Source organism: Streptococcus sp. A25 (assembly GCF_043674095.1).
Taxonomy (GTDB): domain Bacteria; phylum Bacillota; class Bacilli; order Lactobacillales; family Streptococcaceae; genus Streptococcus; species Streptococcus suis_V.
The window spans coordinates 16,318-37,761 of the sequence record NZ_JBIMJO010000014.1 but is presented as its reverse complement, the minus strand read 5'-3'; the positions used below and the strand labels follow the sequence as shown (position 1 = coordinate 37,761).

The window sequence follows — 21,444 nt, the reverse complement described above, 5'->3', positions numbered from 1 at the left end:
AACTCCTTATTCCTTTTATTATACCAAACTTTGCCCACTTTCTACAATTTCATGGTATAATAGGGGGAAATTTTAAAAGGAGAAAGCCTCATATGAATATTTTTGAAGAACTAAAAGCTCGTGGCTTGGTCTTTCAAACGACAGACGAAGAAGCCTTGGTAAAAGCATTAACAGAAGGACAGGTTTCTTATTACACAGGCTACGATCCAACAGCAGATAGTTTACACTTGGGGCACTTGGTTGCAATTTTAACCAGCCGTCGCTTGCAGTTAGCAGGCCACAAGCCTTACGCCCTAGTTGGCGGTGCAACTGGTCTGATTGGCGACCCTTCCTTCAAGGATGCGGAGCGCAGCTTGCAAACCAAAGACACCGTGGACGGTTGGGTGACAAAAATTCAAGGTCAACTCTCTCGCTTCTTGGATTTTGAAAATGGTGACAACAAGGCCGAAATGGTCAACAACTACGACTGGTTCTCAGACATCAGCTTTATTGACTTCCTTCGTGATGTCGGTAAATACTACACGGTCAACTACATGATGAGCAAAGACTCTGTGAAAAAACGGATTGAAACAGGGATTTCCTACACCGAGTTTGCCTACCAAATCATGCAGGGCTATGACTTCTACGAACTCAATGACAAGCACAATGTCACCCTGCAAATCGGTGGCTCTGACCAGTGGGGCAACATGACAGCAGGTACTGAATTGCTTCGCCGTAAGGCTGACAAGTCTGCTCACGTTATGACTGTACCACTTATCACCGACTCGACAGGTAAGAAATTTGGTAAGTCAGAAGGCAACGCCGTTTGGTTAGATGCCGACAAAACTTCCCCTTATGAAATGTACCAATTCTGGCTCAATGTCATGGATGACGATGCCGTTCGTTTCTTGAAAATCTTTACCTTCTTGTCATTAGATGAAATCGCTGAAATCGAGAAACAATTTGACGCTGCCCGTCATGAACGTCTGGCTCAGAAAATTTTGGCTAAGGAAGTCGTGACCTTGGTTCACGGGGAAGAAGCCTATAACCAAGCCCTTAACATTACCGAGCAATTGTTCGCTGGCAACATCAAAAACCTATCCGCCAAAGAACTTAAACAGGGCCTCAGCAACGTTCCAAACTATGCTGTACAGGCTGAAGACAACCTTAACATCGTTGAACTTCTAGTTACCTCTGGCATTGTCAATTCAAAACGCCAGGCTCGTGAGGATGTGCAAAATGGTGCCATTTATGTCAACGGTGAGCGTGTGCAAGACTTGGACTACACTCTTTCTGACAGCGACAAAATCGACGGCGAGTTGACCGTTATCCGTCGTGGTAAAAAGAAATATTCTGTGTTGACTTATTAAGATTTTTCAAGGAAATCCACCGTGATTTCCTTTTCTGCTAACCTAGGAGAAAAGACATGACCTGCATTTTTTGCCACCAACTCAAAGAAATAGATATTCTCTACCAGACGGAGCATTTCAAGGTCGTCTGGGACATTGACCCTGTCCAAACGGGGCACCTACTGATTATCAGCAAGGAACACTATGACACGCTCCGTCAAGTCCCTCCTACTGTTCGCTATGAACTGTCGGACTTGGAAGTCTTTTTGACTGAAAAACTCTGTCAGGAATTAGCGATTGACGGTGTGACCTTAGCTTGCAATGACCGCTTGTTTGATGCCGGAACCCATTTCCATGTCCACCTGATTCCACGCTTTCGATCAGACGGCTTCTGGGACCAAATTTCACTTGCACAAGTACAACTGGACCTGCATAGATTTCTCAAAGCATTATAAAAAGCAGCCCGACGGCTGCTTTTTCGCTTATATCAACTCTTCCACTTCATAGATTGTATCATCCAGCACCTCTTGGTACCGTTCCAAGTCATAGGCCACAGAGGTCTCCACCTCCGCCAACTGCTGATCCAGCTGGATGTTCACCTCTTCTACTCCGTCCAAATCCAAGAGGTGATTGGTCACGTGTTTGACACAGTTTTGGCACGATAAGTTTTTCAATTTCAAGATTTGTTTCATATTCAAACTCCTTTAGCATGATGCCCGCAGGTACATTGCCCCGCCAAGCATTGACAAGCGATTCGCTCAGGTGCAGTCTTTTGTAGTTGGGCTATTTTACTAGCTAGTTGTTCAAGGCTTTTTTGGGAAAATGTCCCTGTGTCTAGCAAGTTTTCAACTAACTGCCCCTGTTTTGTGGAACAGATGGTAGCTAGTAAGAGTTCCACCTGCGCCTGCAAATGTTCTTCCTCACTGATCAGCGGATAATAGTGATACTTGCTAGTTTCCTTAGCCATTCTCAGATAGTTTTTCTTCCGTAGCCGCCCCAAGAGTGTCTTAATGGTCGTCGCCTGCCAGTCAAAGCCTTCCTGCAAGGCCTGAATAATTTCCTGAGAAGTCGCACCAGGATGGGCCCACAGAACCCGCATGACCTGCCACTCCGCAGCAGAAATCATCTGCTCCATAAACTCACCTCCCAACAATCATTTTCTAATTTTAGTTTACACTTGTAGTCAGAAAATGTCAAGAAAAAGGACTGAACATTCCGTTCAGCCTTATTTTCTTAGTGAGCCAGCATTTCCTGACCGATTTCCAAACCAGTCAAACCAACTGGATAATAGGTCGGCCAGTTTTCCAATTCTTCCAATAGTTTTTCTTGGCTCTCTCCACCAAAATAGATATGGAAGTGACCTGTCTTAACAGGGGCAATATTGTGGTCACTGAATTGCACATACTTGTAATCACCAGCATTTGGATCCGTTGCTTCAAACAAGAAACGAACACCACGGTTACCTTTTTTATAAGTCAAAATTTCATAACCCACGTACTTATAAGTATACTTGTAAGACTTGTCTCCCACTACAAACTCCATAGTATTATCAGTAATGTTGATTTGATCAACGTTTGTCTTGTAACCTGTGTCGTAGTATGCCTTATACTCTTCAGCTGTCATATCACCTTTAATTTTCGCCTTGTAATCCCAAACTTGATCAAGCGTACCATCGAGCAAATATGGGTAAACAGACTGCCACTCCCCGGCATAATCTGACAAAGTGCGGTCTTTAACAGCAGCATCTTCAAAGTAGCCATTGTAAACCGTCTGAGCCGTCTCAGCACCCTCTTCTGGCAAGATCTCTACACCAGCTTGGCTGGTTGTTTTTTCCAAAGCCGCCAAGTTTGCTTCCATGGTGGAAATATAATCCTCACCACTATCCATAGCTTCTGTCGTTACACTCTCAAGCGTATCCAAAACGTCCAGTTCCACGCCAGTTTCTTTTGCCAAGGTTTCTGCTACTGCTGAAGACGCATTCTCTTCAAAATAGATATACTTGATACCGTAAGTCTTGATGTACTCGGTCAATTCCGCCAAACGAGTTGCCGTAGGCTCTTGGTCTGCAGAGACACCTGTGATCGATACTTGGTGCAAACCATAATCCAAAGCCAAATAAGCAAAGGCAGTGTGCTGGGTGACAAAATATTTTTGCTTAGCAGCTGACAAGGTTTCTGTATATTGAGAATGCAGAGCTTCTAATTTTTCAATGTAGGCAGCCGCATTTTCTTCAAAAATAGCTTTTTTCTCAGGATACTGGGCAATCAAACCATCCCGAATTGTTTCTACCAAGGTAATGGAACGTTCAGGTGACAACCATACGTGTGGGTCATAGGCGTGTTCGTGGTCTTCCCCTTCTTCGTGGTCATGTTCTTCTTCCTCACTACCAGGCAAGAGCAACATTCCCTCCGTCGCCTTGATAACACCAACCGCTTCAGTATCAATACTGTCTAAAACGTCTGGCACCCAAGTCTCCATATTTTCATTTTCATAGACAAAGGTATCCGCTTCTTGAATAACGGCAATGTCCTTGGCAGACGGCTCAAAGTCATGAACTTCTGTTCCCGCCTCAATCAACAAATCAACTGTTCCTTCCTCGCCCACAACCTGCTTGGTAAACTCATATACTGGATAAAAAGTCGTCACAATGTTCAACTCATCATCCTGAGAAGCTGTGCTATTGCCGCAGGCCGACAAGGCGAAGAACGATAAACCCAAACCTAAAAGAGCTAATTTTTTCATAATTCCTCCTATTTTTTAAACTTGGTAACAAGATTCACCAATAAGAAAATACTAATAAAAATCAAGGTAATGCTGGCACTTGCAGGTGTTTCAGCATAGTAAGATGTCAACAAACCCGTGACCATTCCAAAGAAGCCAATCAACATTCCGAACACAATCACCGACTTGAAATTTTTCCCTAGACGAAGCGCAATGGCTGCAGGCAAGACCATGATGGTCGATACCAAGAGGGCACCAGCCGCAGGAATCATCAGGGCAATGGCGACACCTGTCACCACATTAAAGGCAATAGACATGGCACGTACTGGTAAACCATCCACAAAAGCTGTATCCTCATCAAAGGTCAAGATATACATAGGACGTAGGAAGAGAAGGGTCAACAAGATAACCGCAATTGCAATGCCAAATAAAGCCCAGACCTGTTCCTGGCTAATAGTGACAATCGATCCAAATAGATATTGATCTAAACTCAAACTCGACTTGCCGCCAGACTTATTCATGACAATAAGGGAAATAGCCAGACCTGTAGACATCAAGATTGCCGTACCGATTTCCATAAAGTTCTTGTAAATCGTACGCAAGTATTCAAGAAAGACTGCTGCAACAATCACAACAAGTAAGGTGGACACAGTCGGAGAAATCCCCAAAACCAAACCAAACGCCACACCTGCTAAGGAAACGTGACTAAGGGTATCTGACATCAAACTCTGTCTTCTGAGAATGAGAAAAACACCCAGGATTGGCGAAAACAAACTCATGGCAATAATTGCCAAAAAAGCCCGCTGCATGAAATCATACTGGAAAATAGATAGATCAAGCATGGCCTACCTCCAATTCTAATTCCGCATCATGAACATTGAAACAGCGCCAAGGTGACGCTTGGTCCCGCACCAGATGGATGTTACGGTCCGCATACTTGCTAAGCTCATCTGGATCATGGGTAATCATGAGGACTGACTTGCCGTGTTTCTTGGCCGCATGGTGCATAAGGCGGTAAAAATCGTCCTTGGTCCCACTATCCATTCCAGTGGTTGGCTCATCTAAGATAAAAATATCCGGATCAGATGCAAACATCCGAGCAATGACAGCCCGTTGCTTTTGTCCACCGCTCAGTGAACCCAGTTTTTTATCTCGATGCTCCCACATACCAACCGAATCCAAACTCTTCTTCACATGTTCCTCATCGTGAGCCGTCAACCGTCTAAACCAACCCTGCCTTGGGTAACGCCCTGAACGAACAAATTCCAAAACAGTACTTGGAAAACCCGCATTAAAACTAGCGATCTGCTGCGGCAGATAAGCCATACGTAACTTTTTCCCCTTGGTGCTTTTTTCAGAAATAGTCACCTGACCAATTTTTGGTTTCAAAATCCCCAGGGTCGCCTTGATCAAGGTAGACTTGGCAGCCCCATTTTCACCCGTCAAGGTCACAAACTCTCCACTATCCAAGTGATAATGGATGTGCTCCAGGACCGGCTCCTTGTCATAATAGAAGGACAAATCCTCCACTGTGATGTATCTCATTATTTTTTAATCTTCTCCACTAAATCCTGCATAAATCGACCAATCAATTCTTGCTCATCAGCCGTGTAACCCTTTAGCAAATCCTCGTAAGCCTCTAATGTATGATCATGATGGTGGGCATGCTCCGCCGCAATGGGACGAGCCAGGTCCGTTAGACTAAAGCGAACAACACGGCCATCCTTGCTATCCCGCACTGCCTCCAAGAGACCTTGCGCAACCAAAGACTTGGTGGCCTTGGTCACTGCAGCCTGACTGATGTTGAGCTGCTTGGCAATCTCAGTATTGGTATAAGCATTCTTTTCAATCAACATGAGGATATGCTCCTGGGTATTGGTCAACTTGACCGAGCTCTGGCAATTACCAACTAGAATCTCCAGTTGATTTTCCGAACTCAGGACAATCTCATGCAAACATTTTTCAATTTCTAACGCAATCGGATTCATTTTATTTCCTTAACCTTTTAATTAACTCGTTAAGTATATCATATAAAAAAAGAAAAAACAAGAAAATGAGTCATATTTTCAGAAAAAGGCAAACCTCTGACTAAGAGTAGCTTGGACATAGGGCAACCAAGGTCCGTATCAACCTATGCCGTAAGGTATTTTTCTATTCAAATAGCAAAACAGGCACAACTGGCAACCTCGCACAGACATACCGAGATATTTACAAGATTCACTTTTTCATCTTTAAGAGAAATACCAGAGGGGCAAAGAGAAAGAGAGACGGGAAGGCGATTTTTTCTGCCAAGGCATTTTTAGGTATCTTTTCATACAAATCATCCGTGATAAACGAAAAGGCCAGCCAACAGAAAAATAAGTAGATGGCACCTAGAAAATTAGGCCAAGTAGGCAGACCATCCCAAAGCAAACTTAGGCCAACCCCAAACAACATCCCACCGACGACAAAGGCCAAAAAATCAAATTTCAAAGATTTCATAACAGCTCCTTTTGTTTATAGTATAACACAAAACAGCCCCTCGGCGAAGGGCTGTTCCTAGTTAATCTATCTTACAACTCATTAACCAATTTCACGACGTTTTCAACGGTGAAGCCGTAGTTGTCGATAACGGTTTGAGCTGGAGCGGATGCACCAAACGTATCGATACCAAGCACCTTACCGTCAAGGCCGACATACTTGTACCAGCCCTGAGTAGCACCCATTTCGATAGCCAAACGACGGCGAATAGCGTTTGGAAGGATTTCTTCCTTGTAAGCTGCGTCTTGAGCATCGAAGAGCTCTGTCGAAGGTACTGACACGACACGGACTTTTGTACCAGCTGCCGCCAATTCCTTGGCTGCCTTGACTGCCAAGTTAACTTCAGAACCTGATGCAATCAAAATAGTGTCAAAGCCTTCTGTATCGTAGACAACATAGGCACCTTTGGCAACCTTATCAAAGTCTGTTCCTTCTTCAACTGTCAAGTTTTGACGAGTGAGGACAAGGGCAGACGGAGTAGACTTGCTTGTCAATGACAAGTACCAAGCAGCTTGTGTTTCACGCGCATCTGCTGGACGGAAAACGTTGAGGTTTGGCATTGCACGAAGACCAGCCAAATGCTCGATTGGTTCGTGGGTTGGTCCATCTTCACCAACTGCGATTGAGTCGTGGGTAAAGACGTAGGTCACTGGCAATCCTTGCAGAGCTGACAAGCGTACCGCTGCCTTGACGTAGTCTGAGAATACAAAGAATGTACCACCAAAGACACGAAGTCCACCATGAGCTGCCATACCGTTCAAGATCGTACCCATTGCAAATTCACGCACACCAAATTGGATGTTGCGATTGAGTGGATTTGCAGCATCTTGCAAGCCTTCGCCCTTGATAACGGTCATGTTTGAGTGAGCCAAGTCGGCTGAACCACCAAAGAAGTTTGGCAAAACAGCTGCTACTGCGTTGATAGCGTCTTGTGACGAGTTACGAGTGGCTTGTGAAAATCCATTTTCATAAACTGGGAAGTCTTCTGGCTTGAGCTCTGCCAATTCACGGCCTTCCAAGATAGCTGTCACTTCATCTGCCAATTCTGGATAAGCAGCCTTGTAGTCTTCAACCAATTTAACCCAAGCGTCGTAAGCTGCTGCACCACGATCAGCCACATTTTCTTTGAAGTCAGCGTAGACTTCTTCTGGAATCTCAAATGGAGCATAGTTCCAATCCAAGGCCTTGCGAGTTGCTTCTGCTTCATCTGGTCCAAGTGGAGCACCATGAGCCGCATTGCTACCAGCCTTGTTTGGTGAACCATAACCAATAACTGTCTTGATTTCAATCAGAGATGGCTTGCCTGCTGTTTTTGCTTTTTCAATGGCCGCAAAAATCGCATCCACATCTGTACCATCGGTCACAAGGTCTGTATGCCAACCGTAGGCATCGTAGCGAGCACGGACATTTTCCGTAAAGGCATCCTTGGTCTCACCGTCCAAGTTAATATCGTTTGAATCGTAAAGAACGATGAGTTTTTCAAGCTTCTGAAGACCTGCGTATGACGCTGCCTCAGCTGAAACACCTTCCATGAGGTCACCATCTCCACAGATAACATAGGTATAGTGGTCAAAAATTGGGAAACCGTCGCGGTTGTACTTAGCCGCCAAGTAACGCTCTGCCTGCGCAAAACCTGTTGCAGTTGAAATACCTTGTCCAAGCGGACCAGTTGTCGCATCGACACCTGTTGTATGACCAAATTCTGGGTGACCAGGTGTTTTTGACCCCCATTGACGGAAACTCTTGATTTCATCTATTGTGACATCTTCAAATCCTGACAAATGAAGGAGGCCATAAAGAAGCATGGAGCCATGGCCAGCTGATAAGATGAAACGGTCGCGGTTAATCCAGTTTGGTTGCGCTGGATTGACACGAAGTTCTTTAGTAAAGAGGCTGTAAGCCATTGGGGCTGCACCCATAACGATGCCAGGGTGACCTGATTTCGATTTCTCAATGGCATCAATACCAAGGAAACGAATCGCATTGACTGAAAGATTTGACATGTTTTTCTCCTTTTATAAAGTCATGTTTTCATTATACCATAAAGCGTTTTCTATGTCTGTCACAATATTCTTGTTTCTATATAACGAAATTTTTTGAGAGGAGGGGAATCAATAAATGTATGAAAGAAATTACAATTTTTGAAATCTAAAATCCAAGTAAATTCTTCATTAAAAAACGCATAAAATCAGTATGTCACTTGAACCGTTGATTCTATGCGTTTTTTAATGTGGTCTATCTCAATAATTTTGCTACATTTTTAGTTTTTACCAAAAACTGTAAAAACTATTGTTACGACCGAAGAATACTATTCTTCTAATTTTTTGTTTCTTCCTTGTGCAGCAACTGTCAAACCAAGTCCAGCAAGTCCGAGGCCTAGAAGTGCCAAATCACTTTGTCGGTCACCTGTAGCTGGTAGGCTTTCTTTGTTTGATGCACTTGTGGTTTGTTCAGACGCTTGAGCTGTTGGAGTAGAAAGACTTGGTTTTTCTACCACATCCTTAGCCTCCATACTACCCTCAACAACAATCCGCGCCTCACCATCTACTACTGTTTCAGATAACAAGTTAGTAGCAATCACCTTGCCGTCAACCAAGACATCTTGATAAACCAAGACTCTCTTACCTGCCTTACCTTCTTGAAGCACATAAGATTGACCTTTTGCGAGAGTTGCATCATAGCGAACTTCCTCTGCAATCGGAAGGACAGATTCTTCTGTACGTTCTTTCGTAGTAAAGTCTAGGCTTGGTTTTTCTTCAGCAGTAGGTGCTGTATCTGGAACTTCTGTAATGATATATGGCAATCGAATCACTGTTGCAGTCAAAGGTGCAAGAACAACTGCGCTATCAGTCATTTCAACACCCACTAAATCAGACAATGCTTCTACACCTGCACGTTCACCATCGACCAGCACTTGACCCTTAAGCAATTCTTTGTAAATATCAGAAAGAACAAAGCTGCGCTCCTTACTATCGGCATTGACAAAAACAGCATAGCGGTCCCCATTGTTTGCAATGGTTTGATAGGCAATGACCACATCATTTTTAGCAATGCCATTTTGACCTGGAATTGAAATCAAGCTAACCTTCTGTTCAACTTCTTCTTTTGTTCCCAAACGGAAGGCATCTGTAGATTTGCGCAAGGCAATCAATCCTTTTGCAAAGGCCTGAGTACGGGTATTCTCTGGATAGAGCGCCTCATCTGTCGCTTTGGTCCAGTCAAACTTGTTGACCGCATCAGATGAATCGTAAGAGTCATGGATGTAGTATGGATAGTCAAATGGCGTACCATCTGCATTGGTCAACAAATGCGCCTTGTTCGGTAGCTTGTCCTCTGAAACTGGCTCCTTGTAATCAGGATGGCGGAACTGTTTGGTCCGTCCATACTCCTGACCAGAATGGATAAACGGTGTCCCTTGAGCAGTCAAGACCAGCAAATTACCCAAGCGTTGACGTTGGTGAATTTCAGTATAGTTTTCAGCAATTGATGGATCCTTCTTGATGGACTGAGCAATGATATCAAAGAGGGTCAAGTTATCATGAGCAGCAATATATTGAATCACATCACCTGGATCATCTGCCAAGAAGTTGCCTGGTTGTGCCTTGATGTTATTGAAGACAGACTCAACACTCTTAGCACCGCCTGTGATAAAGGCTGGCTGACCTTCGTTTGGATAACCAGATTTAAGTGTATTGCGAATGTCATCTGAGAATACCGCAACCGTATCTGTTGAACTCATCCAATCTTGGTCCGCTGGCTGAACAGGTTGATTGGCATCACCTGTAAAGGTTCTCCAACCTTCACCAAGCATAATGATGTTTGGATTGAGTTTTTGTGCCTCGGTAAAGGCCAGCTCAATCGCTTCGGCATCATGGTCACCCATCATATCAAATCGGAAACCATCTACCTTAAACTCGTCCACAAGATACTTGATAGAATCAACGAGGACACGACGGCTCATGTAGTGAGTGGTTCCCAGACGACCACCACCAAAGCTTGATTTAGCCGTACCATCTGCCTCCATGAAGTGATAATAGTTTGGCTCTAAATCTTCAAACAAGAAAGTCTTAGAAGTGTGGTTATAGACCACATCCAAAATCACACCCATGCCTTGTTTGTGAATTTCATTGACCAGGTTTTTGAATTCCTCGATGCGTTTCATTGGATCAGTCGGATCTGTAGAATACATACCTGTAAAGGCAAAGTAGCTCTGTGGATCATAGCCCCAGTTGTAGTTGCTGTTGCTTGACGCGTACTCGCTCATCCGCTCTGCATTTCTCAATTCATTGACAAAATAGTAGCTCATAACTGGTAGCAACTGAATATGGGTCACACCCAGGTCTTTGAGATAGCTGAGACGCTCTGCAAAGGCCGCAAAGGTGCCAAACTGAGCAGTCAATTCATCAGAAATAGCAGGATCGGATGTGAAGTCACGGACATGAGCCTCATAGATAATGGCATCTTCACGCTGATTGAAGTTAGGAATTGTGGCATAGTCCAAATCACTTGGACCAACTTCTGCTGGGTCCACAATCGCAGCTTTTGCAATCCGATAAGATGGATCTGTATCTGCCAAATCACTATTCCACTCCGCTAAAGATTTAGCATATGGGTCTAAAACAAGAACAGATTGATCCCCACGAGTGATTTCATAATGGTAGTAGTAACCACGATAGTCCGCGATACCAAGACCTGATTGACTGTTCAATTCGAGGTCCCATTGTCCTTTATCGCCCTTGGTCATGGCCAATTTACCGACCACCTTAGATTGGTCATCCTTATCATAAAGAACAACTGCCACACTATCTGCACTTGGAGACCAGAGAGTCATATCAACGACACTACCAGCCTGACGCACACGCGCACCAAGTTCTCCATCATAAGCATAGAGCTCATCCTTCAATTGCCAACTCATAGTTGTTGTGAAGCTATCATTGCCATATTTGAGGGTATAGCCCGCATTTTCTTGGTTGAAATCCCCGAGGACTCGCACCTTGTTGCTGGTAAGGTCCAAGACAAGGTCCGTCACTGCAACTGTCTGACCATTCTTATCTGTTACAGACAATTTTTCTAAAATACTTTCCTTATCAGCACCTTCCAGCGTTGTAAATGCTGCTTCTAAGGCTGTTAGGCTAACATGAGAAACACCTGTCACACGGACATTATTGACAAAATAAGGGTTGGTGTAAATAGTCGCATCATCATCCTTGAGGAAGATTTGTGTCTGATTTTTCAAATCTTTAAAGCTATAATCTTTCTGTTGAATCTTCACATCGTCTCCTGACTTGCTTTCATCCAATAGCAAGAAGCCAATGGAACTTGGTAAATCTGTTAATTTGACATCAATATAGGCACCGTACTTGCCTTGATTTTCAAAATCAATACCATTTGGCCAGTCACCCAAGGTAAGGTCAGTCACATCACCCCAAATCCAGAGACCTTTTTGATCATAATCGCCATCAGTACGGAAGTAATTGATACGGATGTAGCCTTCTTTAAGCGGTTGATAGAGGCTGAGTTGATAATTCTCATCAAACCAAGCTTCATTCATCTTGGTGCTAATCCGTTCAATGGCCTTGTCACCTGTGATGTTATCACCAGAAGTGTTATTAATCAACAGACTAATCTTGCTGGCTGTTTCATCTTTCATCTTGATGTCCAAATAATAGCCATAGTCATCCTGTTTAGCGGTGCTGAAATTGGTTGCACCCGTTGGCCAAGCACCAAGATCTGATGATGGTTTTTCCACATCATCCCATGTCCATAAACCTAGACTAGATAAATTATCAGATGGTAGAGTTTTAAAGTGAACACGGAAGTAGCCTGCTTCAATTGGCTCTTCAGTCGCTCCTTGCACACTTGCATTGACAATGTCACCTGCTTGAGTCTGAAGGAGCATGGTGCCACCTTGACCGATTGTTGGAAGTTCGACTTGAACAACCCATTTACCGTCTTTCTCGATAGCTTGATACGTTTTTCCTGTGTAGGCATCTGTGACAACCACATCCTTACCAGATACTTCAATTGCCATTTCCTTGCTCTCGGTATTGGTTGAGAAGACAAGATAGGCAGCTTGATCTTGGTAACTGCGTTTACTGATAAGCCAACCTTGGCTATCATTTCCAGCAAGGGTGCTTGTATCACCACGTGAAAGCAATGTTGAATTGGCATTGCGGAAAGCCAATAATTTCTGATAGTGATCTGTGATGTCGCTAGTCTCTACCTTGCTCCAATCGAAATCGTACCGGTTGTCATAAACTGGCCAATTGTTTTGTCCAGATTGCCCCACTTCTTCACCGTAGTAGATGACTGGCTGACCTTTAGCAGTAATCAAAAGACTAGCAGCCAATTTCAGTTTGTCCAGATTTCCTTCTTTTTCTGCGCCACCGAGACTGTAGAGGAAACCATCTTCGTCGTGACTGCCCAAGAATTGACCCAGAGAAGCTGCACTAGTCAGAACCTTGCTACGTTCTTCCAGCTCTTGTCCAGCTGCTTTTAGTTGACCATTGACCAGATATTTGGCAATATCCTTAAAGCCAAAGTCCAACAAGCTGTCCATAGTACCGACTCCCAAGTCACCCTTGGTATCCTTATAATTCGCTCCCCAAGTTTCCCCAATCAAGTGGAAGTCAGGATCTCTATCCACCAATTCATTTTTGAAATGTTGCCATGTGGTATCATCAACGTGTTTGACTGTATCGACACGGAAAGCATAGATAGAATTGCCCTTGGCAGTTGTTGAGCGTTCCAACCAAGATGCCTGCCAAGCAACCAACTGATTGCGAACAGCTGCTTCTTCTGTCTTGAAGTCAGGCAGTCCTGAAAGCGAACCAAGCTGGTCATCTCCCTGCTTGTCTTCTTCCTTAGTCCGTACCATACCTGCAAAGGTTTCTTCTGTACCATAGCCAGCATGGTTAAGTACCACATCAACAATAATATTAATGCCTTTTTCCGCCGCGGCATCAATCAATTCGTGGAAATCAGCTAAACTTCCCAAATGCGGATTTAGTTTCTCAAAATTGGATGCCCAATAACCATGGTAAGCATAATACTCTCCATCTGTTGCGCTACCAACATTCTGCGGAATATTTTCCACAATCGGAGTCAACCAGATAGAATCCACACCCAATTCTTTCAAGTAATCCAGCTTGGCTGTCACTCCTTTGAAGTCACCGCCTTGGTAAAGACCGCGAGGATTGGTCACGTCTCCGTCAACCACCTGATCATTGCTAACGTCACCATTGTAGAAGCGGTCAGTAATCATGAAGTAGATGACTTGCTCGTCCCAGTCTTTTTCACCATCTGCCTTGATACGCTCTGTAATGGTCACATCCAATTTTGTTTCGTAGTAACCGTTGTCCTTGTCATAGACCTTTACAGGAAGACTATAGGTCCCTGGCGCTGTGTCAGAAGTTGCCTTAATCGTTACACGATTGAGCTCAGTAGAGATTGGCACAAGGCCTCCACCGATGGCACTTGTATCGACTTCCATTTTGACAATCTCAGCATTTTCAGGGTTAGTGACAGTTACAGATACCAAGCCACTTTCATTGTAGTTGAATGGTGCTTTGCTACTTGCCTCAAGGGTCACATTTTTTGTACCCGGAGTAGCTTTACTTGTATCGAGTTCTACTTTCTCTTCGATAAAATATGGATTGGTATAGACTTTGTCGTCACCGTTTCGAAGGAAAATTTGGCTATGCTGTTTACGATCTGCAAAGGCTAAATCAATGGTTTTATTACCTGCCAAATCTGGATTATTCTGATTGATTAGCAGAAATCCAAGCTTGGAATCTAAACCATTCGATAGGGGAATATCCACATAGGCTCCGTATTTGCCAAGTTTAAAGTCAACGGCACCTGTTGGCCAGCCATCACTCGCTTCAGTCGTATCGCCCCAAGTCCAAACGCCCCAACCTTCATAATTATTGTCTTCACGGGTGTAGTTGATACGGAGAACATTGTCATCCTTGAGTGGCTCATAGCTAGAAACAGTATAATCGCTAGCAACCCAAGCCTCATTTTGTTCCGGAACAAGAAGCTCCACTTTTTGGTCCGATTCTGTTATTTTTTCCCCATCTTTAAGGACCAAATAACCGATTGTGCCTGGTGTCTCAGATTTTTTAATATCAACATAATGGCCGTAGTCATCTACCTGACTGCTTGAAAAATTCGCTGTATCCCTTGGCCATTGATTACCATCGGACGGCTCTGCCACTCCTCCCCAAGTCCAAAGTCCTTGACTTTCTGGTGCTGTTTCATCTACATTTTCAAAGTGCAGACGAATACTGCCTTCTTCAATCGGTGCTTCTGCCGGGGTGGATAATGTAGCTGTTTCTGCTGCAGCTCTTTCTGCCACAGCTGTTTCAGTAGTTGCCAGCGGTTCTGCTGATGCATTATCTACTGTTTCAACAACCTCCGTTACTGCTGGAGTCTCAACTGTTTCTGATACTCCAGTTGAATTTGATGTAGACTCAGTCACCGTTTCTTCTGAACTTGGTGCTGTATCCAAGGCTGTAGGCGTAGTCTCTGCAACTGGGGCTGGCTCAACTGTTTCGACAGGCTGCTCAGAAACATCGGTTATAATAGCTTCCACAGGAGTAGCCACTTCCTCAGCATGAACTGTTTGACCAGGTCCAGACATTAAAAAGGCTGTCGCTATACCGACGGACGCAACTCCTATCGTAAACTTACGAATTCCGAAAATAACTTTTTTTTCAAACATTGGTGATTTTTTTACTAAACGCAAACGTTTTCTATTCATGCCGTACTCCTTTGGTATGTATAATATGATAATAGTATATAAAAAATATTTTCTTTTGCGAACGTTTTCTTAATTGTTATCGGTAACAGCTTTCTTAATCAAAAAAGGGATTGTACTCTTTATTTACCCAGTCATCGTACCCATCAACACTGGATTTAACAACCCCTCTATTAGTTATGTAGCATCATTCATTTTATGCTCTAGTACTTTCTCTCACTACCAAGCTAGCTTGGCAAAATCGCTTTTGTTCCTTTAATTCACAGCCCTCCACCAGAGTCATTAACTGATTAACAGTAATTCTCCCCATTTTTCGGAACGGTTGCCGCATAGTGGTTAATTGAGGACGAGAAACGCGGTCAATAAAGATTCCATCAAATCCAATAATCCCATAATCTTCTGGGACTCTCTTTGATGAAAATAATAACCCCCGCTCAATACCAAGCGCTATGCGATCAGAAGCACATATAAAGCAAGTATTGGGTGATAACAAGTCCAATTGTCTTACAAAGTCTTCTGATACCCTAGACCTGTTTTCTAGACGATAAATTTTAGGGGGATGTCCCAATTCCTCCATTGCCTCTACATACCCAGCTTCCCTAGATTGTGCAAAGGCATCTGGCAAATCTATCCCAACAAATACGACCTGTTCATAGCTTTTCTCAAAGGCAAAGCGACTTGCTTGGTAGGTTGCTTCCTTATTGTGTGTATCTACAAACGGAAGTCCCACCATATTTTCGCCAAATAAGACTACGGGTTTCAACAAACTCCGCAACCAGCCATAATCTTCTATACGCGCGCCCGTGACAATGTAGCCGTCACATTGTTCTGTCACTTGATTCCGATCCGTCACAATTTGCATTGTATAGTTTTTTTCGCTCAGTCCGAGTGAAATTCCTGCTATCAACTCAGCATAATAAGGCTCGACAGTCTCCATTTCCTCTAAGATAATGACCTGGACTGTCAGAGTTCGTTGTTGTGCAAGGGCTTTTGCCACAACATTCGGTTGATAATCTAACTCTTTCATTGCTAACAAGACCATCTGTTTTAACTCTTCCGTAACGAGTTCTGGATGATTCAGAACCCTGGAAACTGTCATCTTTGAAACATTGGCCCTTTTCGCCACATCTGCCAACGTCGTCATATATCTCCTCTCTTATTTTCTAGCCAAAATATGCAAACGTTTTCTTGGTGTTATTATATATTATTTACTACTAAAAAGTAAAGCACTTTCATCACATTATTTTACAAGAATTTTCTGAATAATCCGCGAATCTGTTTTTTTAATTATAAAAAGGCCTATTTATTAGACCTTTTAACTGTATTTAAAAAGACGGTGTTGACATAACCCTTGAGAAGATACGTTGAACTTAATCCTAGTCAAGTCTTCTTGTTTTAGATAGAACTCTTTGGCGTGCTTAAATCTCAAAAAACTTGTCAAAAGGATGGCGGGAGAGCCTTTTTATTTTGTCCAGATGAGGTGGTTTAAGCACCAAAACAGACACTTTTCTCTAAAAACAGTAAAAAAGACAAATACCGAAACGATATTTGTCTGCAATCTGAAGAGGCCGAAGCCTCTTTTCATTTTCACTAAGGATTATTTAGCGATTTTTGCGAAGTACTCAAGAGTACGAACAAGTTGTGAAGTGTAAGACATTTCGTTGTCGTACCATGAAACAACTTTCACCAATTGTTTGCCGTCAACGTCAAGAACTTTAGTTTGAGTTGCGTCGAACAATGAACCGTATGAGATACCTACGATATCTGAAGATACGATTTGGTCTTCAGTGTAACCGTAAGACTCGTTAGCAGCAGCTTTCATTGCAGCGTTGATTTCGTCAACAGTTACGTTTTTCTCAAGAACAGCAACCAATTCAGTTACAGAACCTGTTGGAGTAGGTACGCGTTGTGCAGCACCGTCCAATTTACCGTTCAATTCTGGGATTACCAAGCCGATAGCTTTAGCAGCACCAGTTGAGTTAGGAACGATGTTTGCAGCACCAGCGCGCGCACGACGAAGGTCACCACCACGGTGTGGTCCGTCAAGGATCATTTGGTCACCAGTGTAAGCGTGGATAGTTGTCATCAAACCTTCAACAACACCGAAGTTGTCTTGAAGAGCTTTAGCCATTGGAGCCAAACAGTTTGTAGTACATGAAGCACCAGAGATAACTGTTTCAGTACCATCAAGGATATCGTGGTTAGTGTTGAAAACGATTGTTTTAACGTCGTTACCGCCAGGTGCAGTGATAACAACTTTCTTAGCACCATTTTCATGGATGTGTTGCTCAGCAGCAGACTTAGATGCAAAGAAACCAGTTGCTTCAAGAACGATTTCTACACCGTCAGTAGCCCAGTCAATGTTAGCTGGTTCGCGTTCTGCAGAAACTTTAACGAATTTACCGTTAACTTCGAAACCACCATCTTTAACTTCAACAGTACCGTCGAAACGACCTTGAGTTGTGTCGTATTTCAACAAGTGTGCAAGCATTGCTGGATCTGTAAGGTCGTTGATACGAGTAACTTCAACACCTTCAACATTTTGGATACGACGGAATGCAAGACGACCGATACGACCGAAACCGTTAATACCAACTTTAACTACCATTTATGATTTCCTCCTTATGAAAATCGAGTTGTATTTTTAAAAGGCAAGCCTTTTAATCCTTTTTGTGAAAAATATAACTTGTAGATTTGCAAGATAGTTTTCAACACTCTTATTATATAACTTATTTTATAAAAATGCAAGAGATTCATGAGCATTAAGAAATTAAACCAACAGACCTATCTTCAATCCAATTATTCCACTGCTTTCAAACGTCACTATCACCAATCGCCGTCTAAGTGGAGGCAATAAAATCGCTAAGCAAAGGAAGAGACCCAGCCCTTCCTTTTTTTCTATATAGATACCAATCTTAGCAGCGCTGTCGCCAGAACACCAACCAGGACCGCAAGCAAGATGTTTTTCGTCTTGAGAACCACCCAAAAAGTTGGAAGTAAAGCTAGGCTTTCTACCGGCAAGAAGCTCGGCAACCGTCCAACCTCCTCGTCCATGATACTAGATAAGGTCAAGGCAAAGATAATGGTCAGCGGCAAAAAGCTGAGAAACTTGACCAGTCTATCAGGCAAACCTTTTTTTTGAGTCAAGACAAACGGGAGAACCCGCGGAAACCAAGTCACCGCAGCCGCAGCTAGAATAATCAAAAATATAGTTTTATTGACCATCAACCATCACCCCCACTGTACATCCAACAAGCGTCGCCAACAAGACCGCCAAATAAGACGAGACTAGGCTTGCCAAGCCAACATAAACCACCAAAACCGAAAGCATAATCAAACCAATCTTCTTCATAGGAAGTTGCCGAGCCATAGCCTCCAATTGGCCAGAAAAAATCCCAACAAACATGGCAATCAAAGCAAAATCCAAGCCCAAAGCCTCAGGATTAGCAATCAAACCACCCAGCACATTTCCCAAAACTGTAAAGACAAACCAAGAGGCATAGCTGGCTAGATTATTGCCATACATCCAACTGGGCGCAATCTGCTTTTCCTCAACATGCTTTCGCAAAAGCACCGCATAAGATTCATCCGTCAAGAGGGAACCTATCAAAATATTAGAACCCAGGCTATTGCCTTGAAAAATCGTTGTCGTGTGCAAACTCATCAAAAAAAGGCGGATATTAACAAAAAATACCGTCACCGCAATGGACAAAAGCGGTGCCCCAGCTAAAATCATAGCACACATGACAAACTGGGCACTCCCCGCGTAAACCAAGAGACTCATCAGCCCCATCTCAACGGCAGTAATCCCTGAATTGACCGAGACCACCCCGCAAGCAAAACCGATGCTAGCATAACCCAAAACCGTCGGCAGAGCTGCTTCCATGCCCGACCGAAAATTCATATCCTTCATATCTTCTCCTATTGATAACAAGAGGCTGGGCAAACGTCCAACCTCTCACAAAACTCTTACAAATTATCAAACGCCAAACTCGGCTTGGCATTGAGCTCCCAACCCGCAAAGTTACCCTTGTTGTACTCGGACACAGCCGCAAGAGCAATCATCCCGGCATTGTCACCACAAAGACGAAGAGGTGGAATAATCACATCCACATCGGTGATTTCAGCCGCCAGACGCTCACGCAAGCCTTGATTGGCCGCTACACCGCCCGCCACAACCAAGGTCTTGACAGGATAGGCCGCCAAAGCCTTCTTGGTCTTGGCCATCAAAATATCCATGACACAGGCTTGGAAGGAGGCCGCCAAATCTTCATTGGACAGACTTTCACCCTTTTGCTGGGCATTATGGTAGAGGTTGATAAAGGCCGACTTGAGACCTGAAAATGAAAACTCTAGATTATCTTCCTTGATCATAGCCCGCGGGAAATTGTAAATGTCCTCACCTTGATGAGCCAATTCATCAATGACCCGACCAGCCGGATAAGGCAAGCCCATAACGCGACCGACCTTATCATAGGCCTCGCCGACCGCATCATCGCGCGTCTCACCGACAATTTTGTAATCGCCCGCCTCAGACACATAGACCAACTCCGTGTGCCCGCCGCTGACCAAGAGCGCCAGCAAGGGAAATTCCAATTCCTTAACCGCACGCGCCGCCATCAAATGCCCCGCCATATGATTAACAGGAATTAAAGGCAAACCATGTGCCCAGGCAAAAGCCTTGGCCGCCGAAATCCCAACCAAGAGTGCCCCGACCAAGCCTGGACCGTAGGTTACCGCAACCGCTGACAAGTCCTCAGCCGTTACCTGAGCAGCAAACAAAGCCTCCTCGATGCAAGCCGTGATAACCTCCACATGGTGGCGGCTAGCCACCTCGGGCACCACACCCCCAAAACGCTGGTGGCTGGCAACCTGACTGGCAATCACATTGGACAAAAGCTCCGCTTCACCTCGTAAAACCGCCACTGACGTCTCATCACAGGACGTCTCAATCGCCAAAATCAATCTATCTTTCATCACGTTCTCTCTTCATTATCACCGCGTCCTCGACAGGATGGCGGTAGTAGTCTTTTCGTTTTCCTATTTTGGTAAAATGCTGGCGTGTATAGAGGGCCTGGGCTGCACTGTTAGATTCCCTCACTTCGAGAAAAATGTCCCCTTCCCAGTCCCTCACAGCAGCCATTAGCTGGCTTGCAATCCCCCGTCCCTGAGAATGAGTCTTAACAGCAATCTGCAAAATCTCCATCTCATCCAGAACCGTCTGCACCGCTAAAAATCCGACCACATCCTGCTCATCATAGGCCAGATAATAGGTCGTATCCGCCCCAGCCATATCCGCAGCCACTTGACTTTCCGTCCAAGGCGACCGCTCATACACATCCGTCAAAACGGCATATACAGCCGGAACCAAGTCCACCTGCCCCTCGTATTTCCTGATTTCAATCATACACGTTTGATATAGTTTTCATCACCAGCAGCATGGTCCTTGAGCCAATTTTCCTCAGCCTCGACACGTTTGAGGTAGGCTGGCTCAAAACTGGTAACTTCCACCGCAGGCAAGTCCTGACCAATAACCGCCAGCTGATAGGCGGACGGCAGGCTGGTTTGAATAGCCGCCTCTGGAAAAGCTTGATTTATCTGCTCGACAAAGTTTGTTACTTCCCCGACAAAAGTCAGGTTTTCCTGACCAGACAGGCTAGCCAATAATTCCTCAAATACCCAGTATTGGTCAGCTTGAGTAGCTCTGCCATTTTCATAAACCCCAGCATAGACCGAATTACGGCGCGCATCAATGAGCGGAACTACCCGACCAGAGAGGCCAGCTGACACCAGCGACTGCAGGCTAGAAACCCCGACCAAATCAATCTGCAGAGTGTAAGCCAGAGTCTTGGCTGTCGCCACCGCTACCCGCAAGCCCGTGTAAGAACCAGGCCCCTGAGCCACGACAATTCGCTCCAAATCCTTGGGTGTCCAACCGACCTGAGCCACTAAAAAATCCACTGTCGGCATGAGGCTGATACTGTGATTTTTCTTGATGGCCAAGAGCGTCTCCGCCAGCAGGCGGCCATCTTCCACCAGCGCCACCGAAAGAGCCTGATTGGAACTATCTAATGCTAAAATTTTCATGATTTTCTCCCTTTGAACTGCTATCTC

Annotated in this window: 18 protein-coding genes and 1 pseudogene; 3 read left to right on the top strand and 16 right to left on the bottom strand. The window is 44.3% G+C overall.

Annotated elements, in window-relative coordinates:
• Nucleotides 1-92 precede the first annotated feature (92 nt).
• Nucleotides 93-1,349, top strand: coding sequence for a tyrosine--tRNA ligase (gene tyrS, locus ACHBID_RS07460; RefSeq protein ID WP_105161004.1), 1,257 nt, complete (start codon nucleotides 93-95; stop codon nucleotides 1,347-1,349).
• 56 nt (nucleotides 1,350-1,405) lie between these two features.
• Entirely contained in the window at nucleotides 1,406-1,783 is a 378-nt protein-coding gene (locus ACHBID_RS07455) for an HIT family protein (protein WP_105161005.1), read from the top strand.
• Nucleotides 1,784-1,810: 27 nt separating this feature from the next.
• Here the strand turns inward: ACHBID_RS07455 and ACHBID_RS07450 are convergent, their stop codons facing one another.
• The 10 genes from ACHBID_RS07450 to ACHBID_RS07405 all read right to left on the bottom strand — a co-directional run bounded on the left by ACHBID_RS07450 (nucleotide 1,811) and on the right by ACHBID_RS07405 (nucleotide 16,474).
• Nucleotides 1,811-2,020 (bottom strand): heavy metal-associated domain-containing protein, encoded by a 210-nt coding sequence (locus ACHBID_RS07450; protein WP_105161006.1) that lies wholly within the window; start codon nucleotides 2,018-2,020, stop codon nucleotides 1,811-1,813.
• A gap of 2 nt (nucleotides 2,021-2,022) precedes the next feature.
• Nucleotides 2,023-2,463 (bottom strand): CopY/TcrY family copper transport repressor, encoded by a 441-nt coding sequence (locus ACHBID_RS07445; protein WP_161948266.1) that lies wholly within the window; start codon nucleotides 2,461-2,463, stop codon nucleotides 2,023-2,025.
• A gap of 98 nt (nucleotides 2,464-2,561) precedes the next feature.
• The gene (locus ACHBID_RS07440; RefSeq protein WP_394731950.1) at nucleotides 2,562-4,070 is read right to left on the bottom strand and encodes a zinc ABC transporter substrate-binding protein AdcA; all 1,509 of its coding nucleotides are present in this window, start codon (nucleotides 4,068-4,070) and stop codon (nucleotides 2,562-2,564) included.
• Nucleotides 4,071-4,078: 8 nt separating this feature from the next.
• Nucleotides 4,079-4,891 (bottom strand): metal ABC transporter permease, encoded by an 813-nt coding sequence (locus ACHBID_RS07435; protein WP_394731951.1) that lies wholly within the window; start codon nucleotides 4,889-4,891, stop codon nucleotides 4,079-4,081.
• The gene (locus ACHBID_RS07430) at nucleotides 4,884-5,594 is read right to left on the bottom strand and encodes a metal ABC transporter ATP-binding protein (protein ID WP_394731952.1); all 711 of its coding nucleotides are present in this window, start codon (nucleotides 5,592-5,594) and stop codon (nucleotides 4,884-4,886) included. Before ACHBID_RS07430 ends, ACHBID_RS07435 begins: the two co-directional genes overlap by 8 nt.
• On the bottom strand, nucleotides 5,594-6,037 hold the full coding sequence (locus ACHBID_RS07425) for a zinc-dependent MarR family transcriptional regulator (protein WP_105123031.1): 444 nt from the start codon (nucleotides 6,035-6,037) through the stop codon (nucleotides 5,594-5,596). Before ACHBID_RS07425 ends, ACHBID_RS07430 begins: the two co-directional genes overlap by 1 nt.
• A 229-nt stretch (nucleotides 6,038-6,266) precedes the next feature.
• Nucleotides 6,267-6,530: a hypothetical protein gene (locus ACHBID_RS07420; protein WP_318830269.1), complete on the bottom strand. Its 264-nt coding sequence runs from the start codon at nucleotides 6,528-6,530 to the stop codon at nucleotides 6,267-6,269.
• Between the two features lie 71 nt (nucleotides 6,531-6,601).
• Nucleotides 6,602-8,572, bottom strand: a complete 1,971-nt coding sequence (gene tkt / locus ACHBID_RS07415; protein ID WP_394731953.1) for a transketolase — start codon at nucleotides 8,570-8,572, stop codon at nucleotides 6,602-6,604.
• A 305-nt stretch (nucleotides 8,573-8,877) separates the two neighbouring features.
• Entirely contained in the window at nucleotides 8,878-15,333 is a 6,456-nt protein-coding gene (locus ACHBID_RS07410; RefSeq protein WP_394731954.1) for a pullulanase, read from the bottom strand.
• Between the two features lie 193 nt (nucleotides 15,334-15,526).
• Nucleotides 15,527-16,474, bottom strand: coding sequence for a LacI family DNA-binding transcriptional regulator (locus tag ACHBID_RS07405; RefSeq protein ID WP_105111112.1), 948 nt, complete (start codon nucleotides 16,472-16,474; stop codon nucleotides 15,527-15,529).
• Nucleotides 16,475-16,736: 262 nt separating this feature from the next.
• On the opposite strand from ACHBID_RS07405, the pseudogene ACHBID_RS07400 reads away from it, so the two are divergent.
• A pseudogene (locus tag ACHBID_RS07400) lies at nucleotides 16,737-16,982 on the top strand (hypothetical protein); the annotation flags it as partial.
• Here ACHBID_RS07400 and gap read toward each other — a convergent pair.
• From gap to tsaB, 6 genes are all read right to left on the bottom strand, one after another.
• Entirely contained in the window at nucleotides 16,928-17,938 is a 1,011-nt protein-coding gene (gap, locus tag ACHBID_RS07395; RefSeq protein WP_105123035.1) for a type I glyceraldehyde-3-phosphate dehydrogenase, read from the bottom strand. The pseudogene ACHBID_RS07400 and the gene gap sit on opposite strands and share 55 nt — an antisense overlap.
• A gap of 290 nt (nucleotides 17,939-18,228) precedes the next feature.
• Complete coding sequence (locus tag ACHBID_RS07390; protein WP_125266205.1) at nucleotides 18,229-18,555, bottom strand: AzlD domain-containing protein; 327 nt, start codon at nucleotides 18,553-18,555, stop codon at nucleotides 18,229-18,231.
• On the bottom strand, nucleotides 18,545-19,243 hold the full coding sequence (locus tag ACHBID_RS07385) for an AzlC family ABC transporter permease (RefSeq protein WP_394731955.1): 699 nt from the start codon (nucleotides 19,241-19,243) through the stop codon (nucleotides 18,545-18,547). The genes ACHBID_RS07390 and ACHBID_RS07385 overlap by 11 nt, the downstream gene beginning before the upstream one ends.
• Nucleotides 19,244-19,299: 56 nt before the next feature.
• Nucleotides 19,300-20,307, bottom strand: a complete 1,008-nt coding sequence (gene tsaD / locus ACHBID_RS07380) for a tRNA (adenosine(37)-N6)-threonylcarbamoyltransferase complex transferase subunit TsaD (protein WP_394731956.1) — start codon at nucleotides 20,305-20,307, stop codon at nucleotides 19,300-19,302.
• On the bottom strand, nucleotides 20,297-20,737 hold the full coding sequence (rimI, locus tag ACHBID_RS07375; protein ID WP_394731957.1) for a ribosomal protein S18-alanine N-acetyltransferase: 441 nt from the start codon (nucleotides 20,735-20,737) through the stop codon (nucleotides 20,297-20,299). The genes tsaD and rimI overlap by 11 nt, the downstream gene beginning before the upstream one ends.
• Complete coding sequence (gene tsaB, locus ACHBID_RS07370) at nucleotides 20,734-21,417, bottom strand: tRNA (adenosine(37)-N6)-threonylcarbamoyltransferase complex dimerization subunit type 1 TsaB (RefSeq protein WP_394731958.1); 684 nt, start codon at nucleotides 21,415-21,417, stop codon at nucleotides 20,734-20,736. Before tsaB ends, rimI begins: the two co-directional genes overlap by 4 nt.
• Nucleotides 21,418-21,444: the final 27 nt, after the last annotated feature.

Bases quoted from the DNA above. Each gene is read 5' to 3' on its own strand.
- tyrS (WP_105161004.1), top strand. From the start codon at position 93: ATGAATATTTTTGAAGAACTAAAAGCTCGTGGCTTGGTCTTTCAAACG.
- ACHBID_RS07455 (WP_105161005.1), top strand. From the start codon at position 1,406: ATGACCTGCATTTTTTGCCACCAACTCAAAGAAATAGATATTCTCTAC.
- ACHBID_RS07450 (WP_105161006.1), bottom strand. From the start codon at position 2,020: ATGAAACAAATCTTGAAATTGAAAAACTTATCGTGCCAAAACTGTGTC.
- ACHBID_RS07445 (WP_161948266.1), bottom strand. From the start codon at position 2,463: ATGGAGCAGATGATTTCTGCTGCGGAGTGGCAGGTCATGCGGGTTCTG.
- ACHBID_RS07440 (WP_394731950.1), bottom strand. From the start codon at position 4,070: ATGAAAAAATTAGCTCTTTTAGGTTTGGGTTTATCGTTCTTCGCCTTG.
- ACHBID_RS07435 (WP_394731951.1), bottom strand. From the start codon at position 4,891: ATGCTTGATCTATCTATTTTCCAGTATGATTTCATGCAGCGGGCTTTT.
- ACHBID_RS07430 (WP_394731952.1), bottom strand. From the start codon at position 5,594: ATGAGATACATCACAGTGGAGGATTTGTCCTTCTATTATGACAAGGAG.
- ACHBID_RS07425 (WP_105123031.1), bottom strand. From the start codon at position 6,037: ATGAATCCGATTGCGTTAGAAATTGAAAAATGTTTGCATGAGATTGTC.
- ACHBID_RS07420 (WP_318830269.1), bottom strand. From the start codon at position 6,530: ATGAAATCTTTGAAATTTGATTTTTTGGCCTTTGTCGTCGGTGGGATG.
- tkt (WP_394731953.1), bottom strand. From the start codon at position 8,572: ATGTCAAATCTTTCAGTCAATGCGATTCGTTTCCTTGGTATTGATGCC.
- ACHBID_RS07410 (WP_394731954.1), bottom strand. From the start codon at position 15,333: ATGAATAGAAAACGTTTGCGTTTAGTAAAAAAATCACCAATGTTTGAA.
- ACHBID_RS07405 (WP_105111112.1), bottom strand. From the start codon at position 16,474: ATGACGACGTTGGCAGATGTGGCGAAAAGGGCCAATGTTTCAAAGATG.
- gap (WP_105123035.1), bottom strand. From the start codon at position 17,938: ATGGTAGTTAAAGTTGGTATTAACGGTTTCGGTCGTATCGGTCGTCTT.
- ACHBID_RS07390 (WP_125266205.1), bottom strand. From the start codon at position 18,555: ATGGTCAATAAAACTATATTTTTGATTATTCTAGCTGCGGCTGCGGTG.
- ACHBID_RS07385 (WP_394731955.1), bottom strand. From the start codon at position 19,243: ATGAAGGATATGAATTTTCGGTCGGGCATGGAAGCAGCTCTGCCGACG.
- tsaD (WP_394731956.1), bottom strand. From the start codon at position 20,307: ATGAAAGATAGATTGATTTTGGCGATTGAGACGTCCTGTGATGAGACG.
- rimI (WP_394731957.1), bottom strand. From the start codon at position 20,737: ATGATTGAAATCAGGAAATACGAGGGGCAGGTGGACTTGGTTCCGGCT.
- tsaB (WP_394731958.1), bottom strand. From the start codon at position 21,417: ATGAAAATTTTAGCATTAGATAGTTCCAATCAGGCTCTTTCGGTGGCG.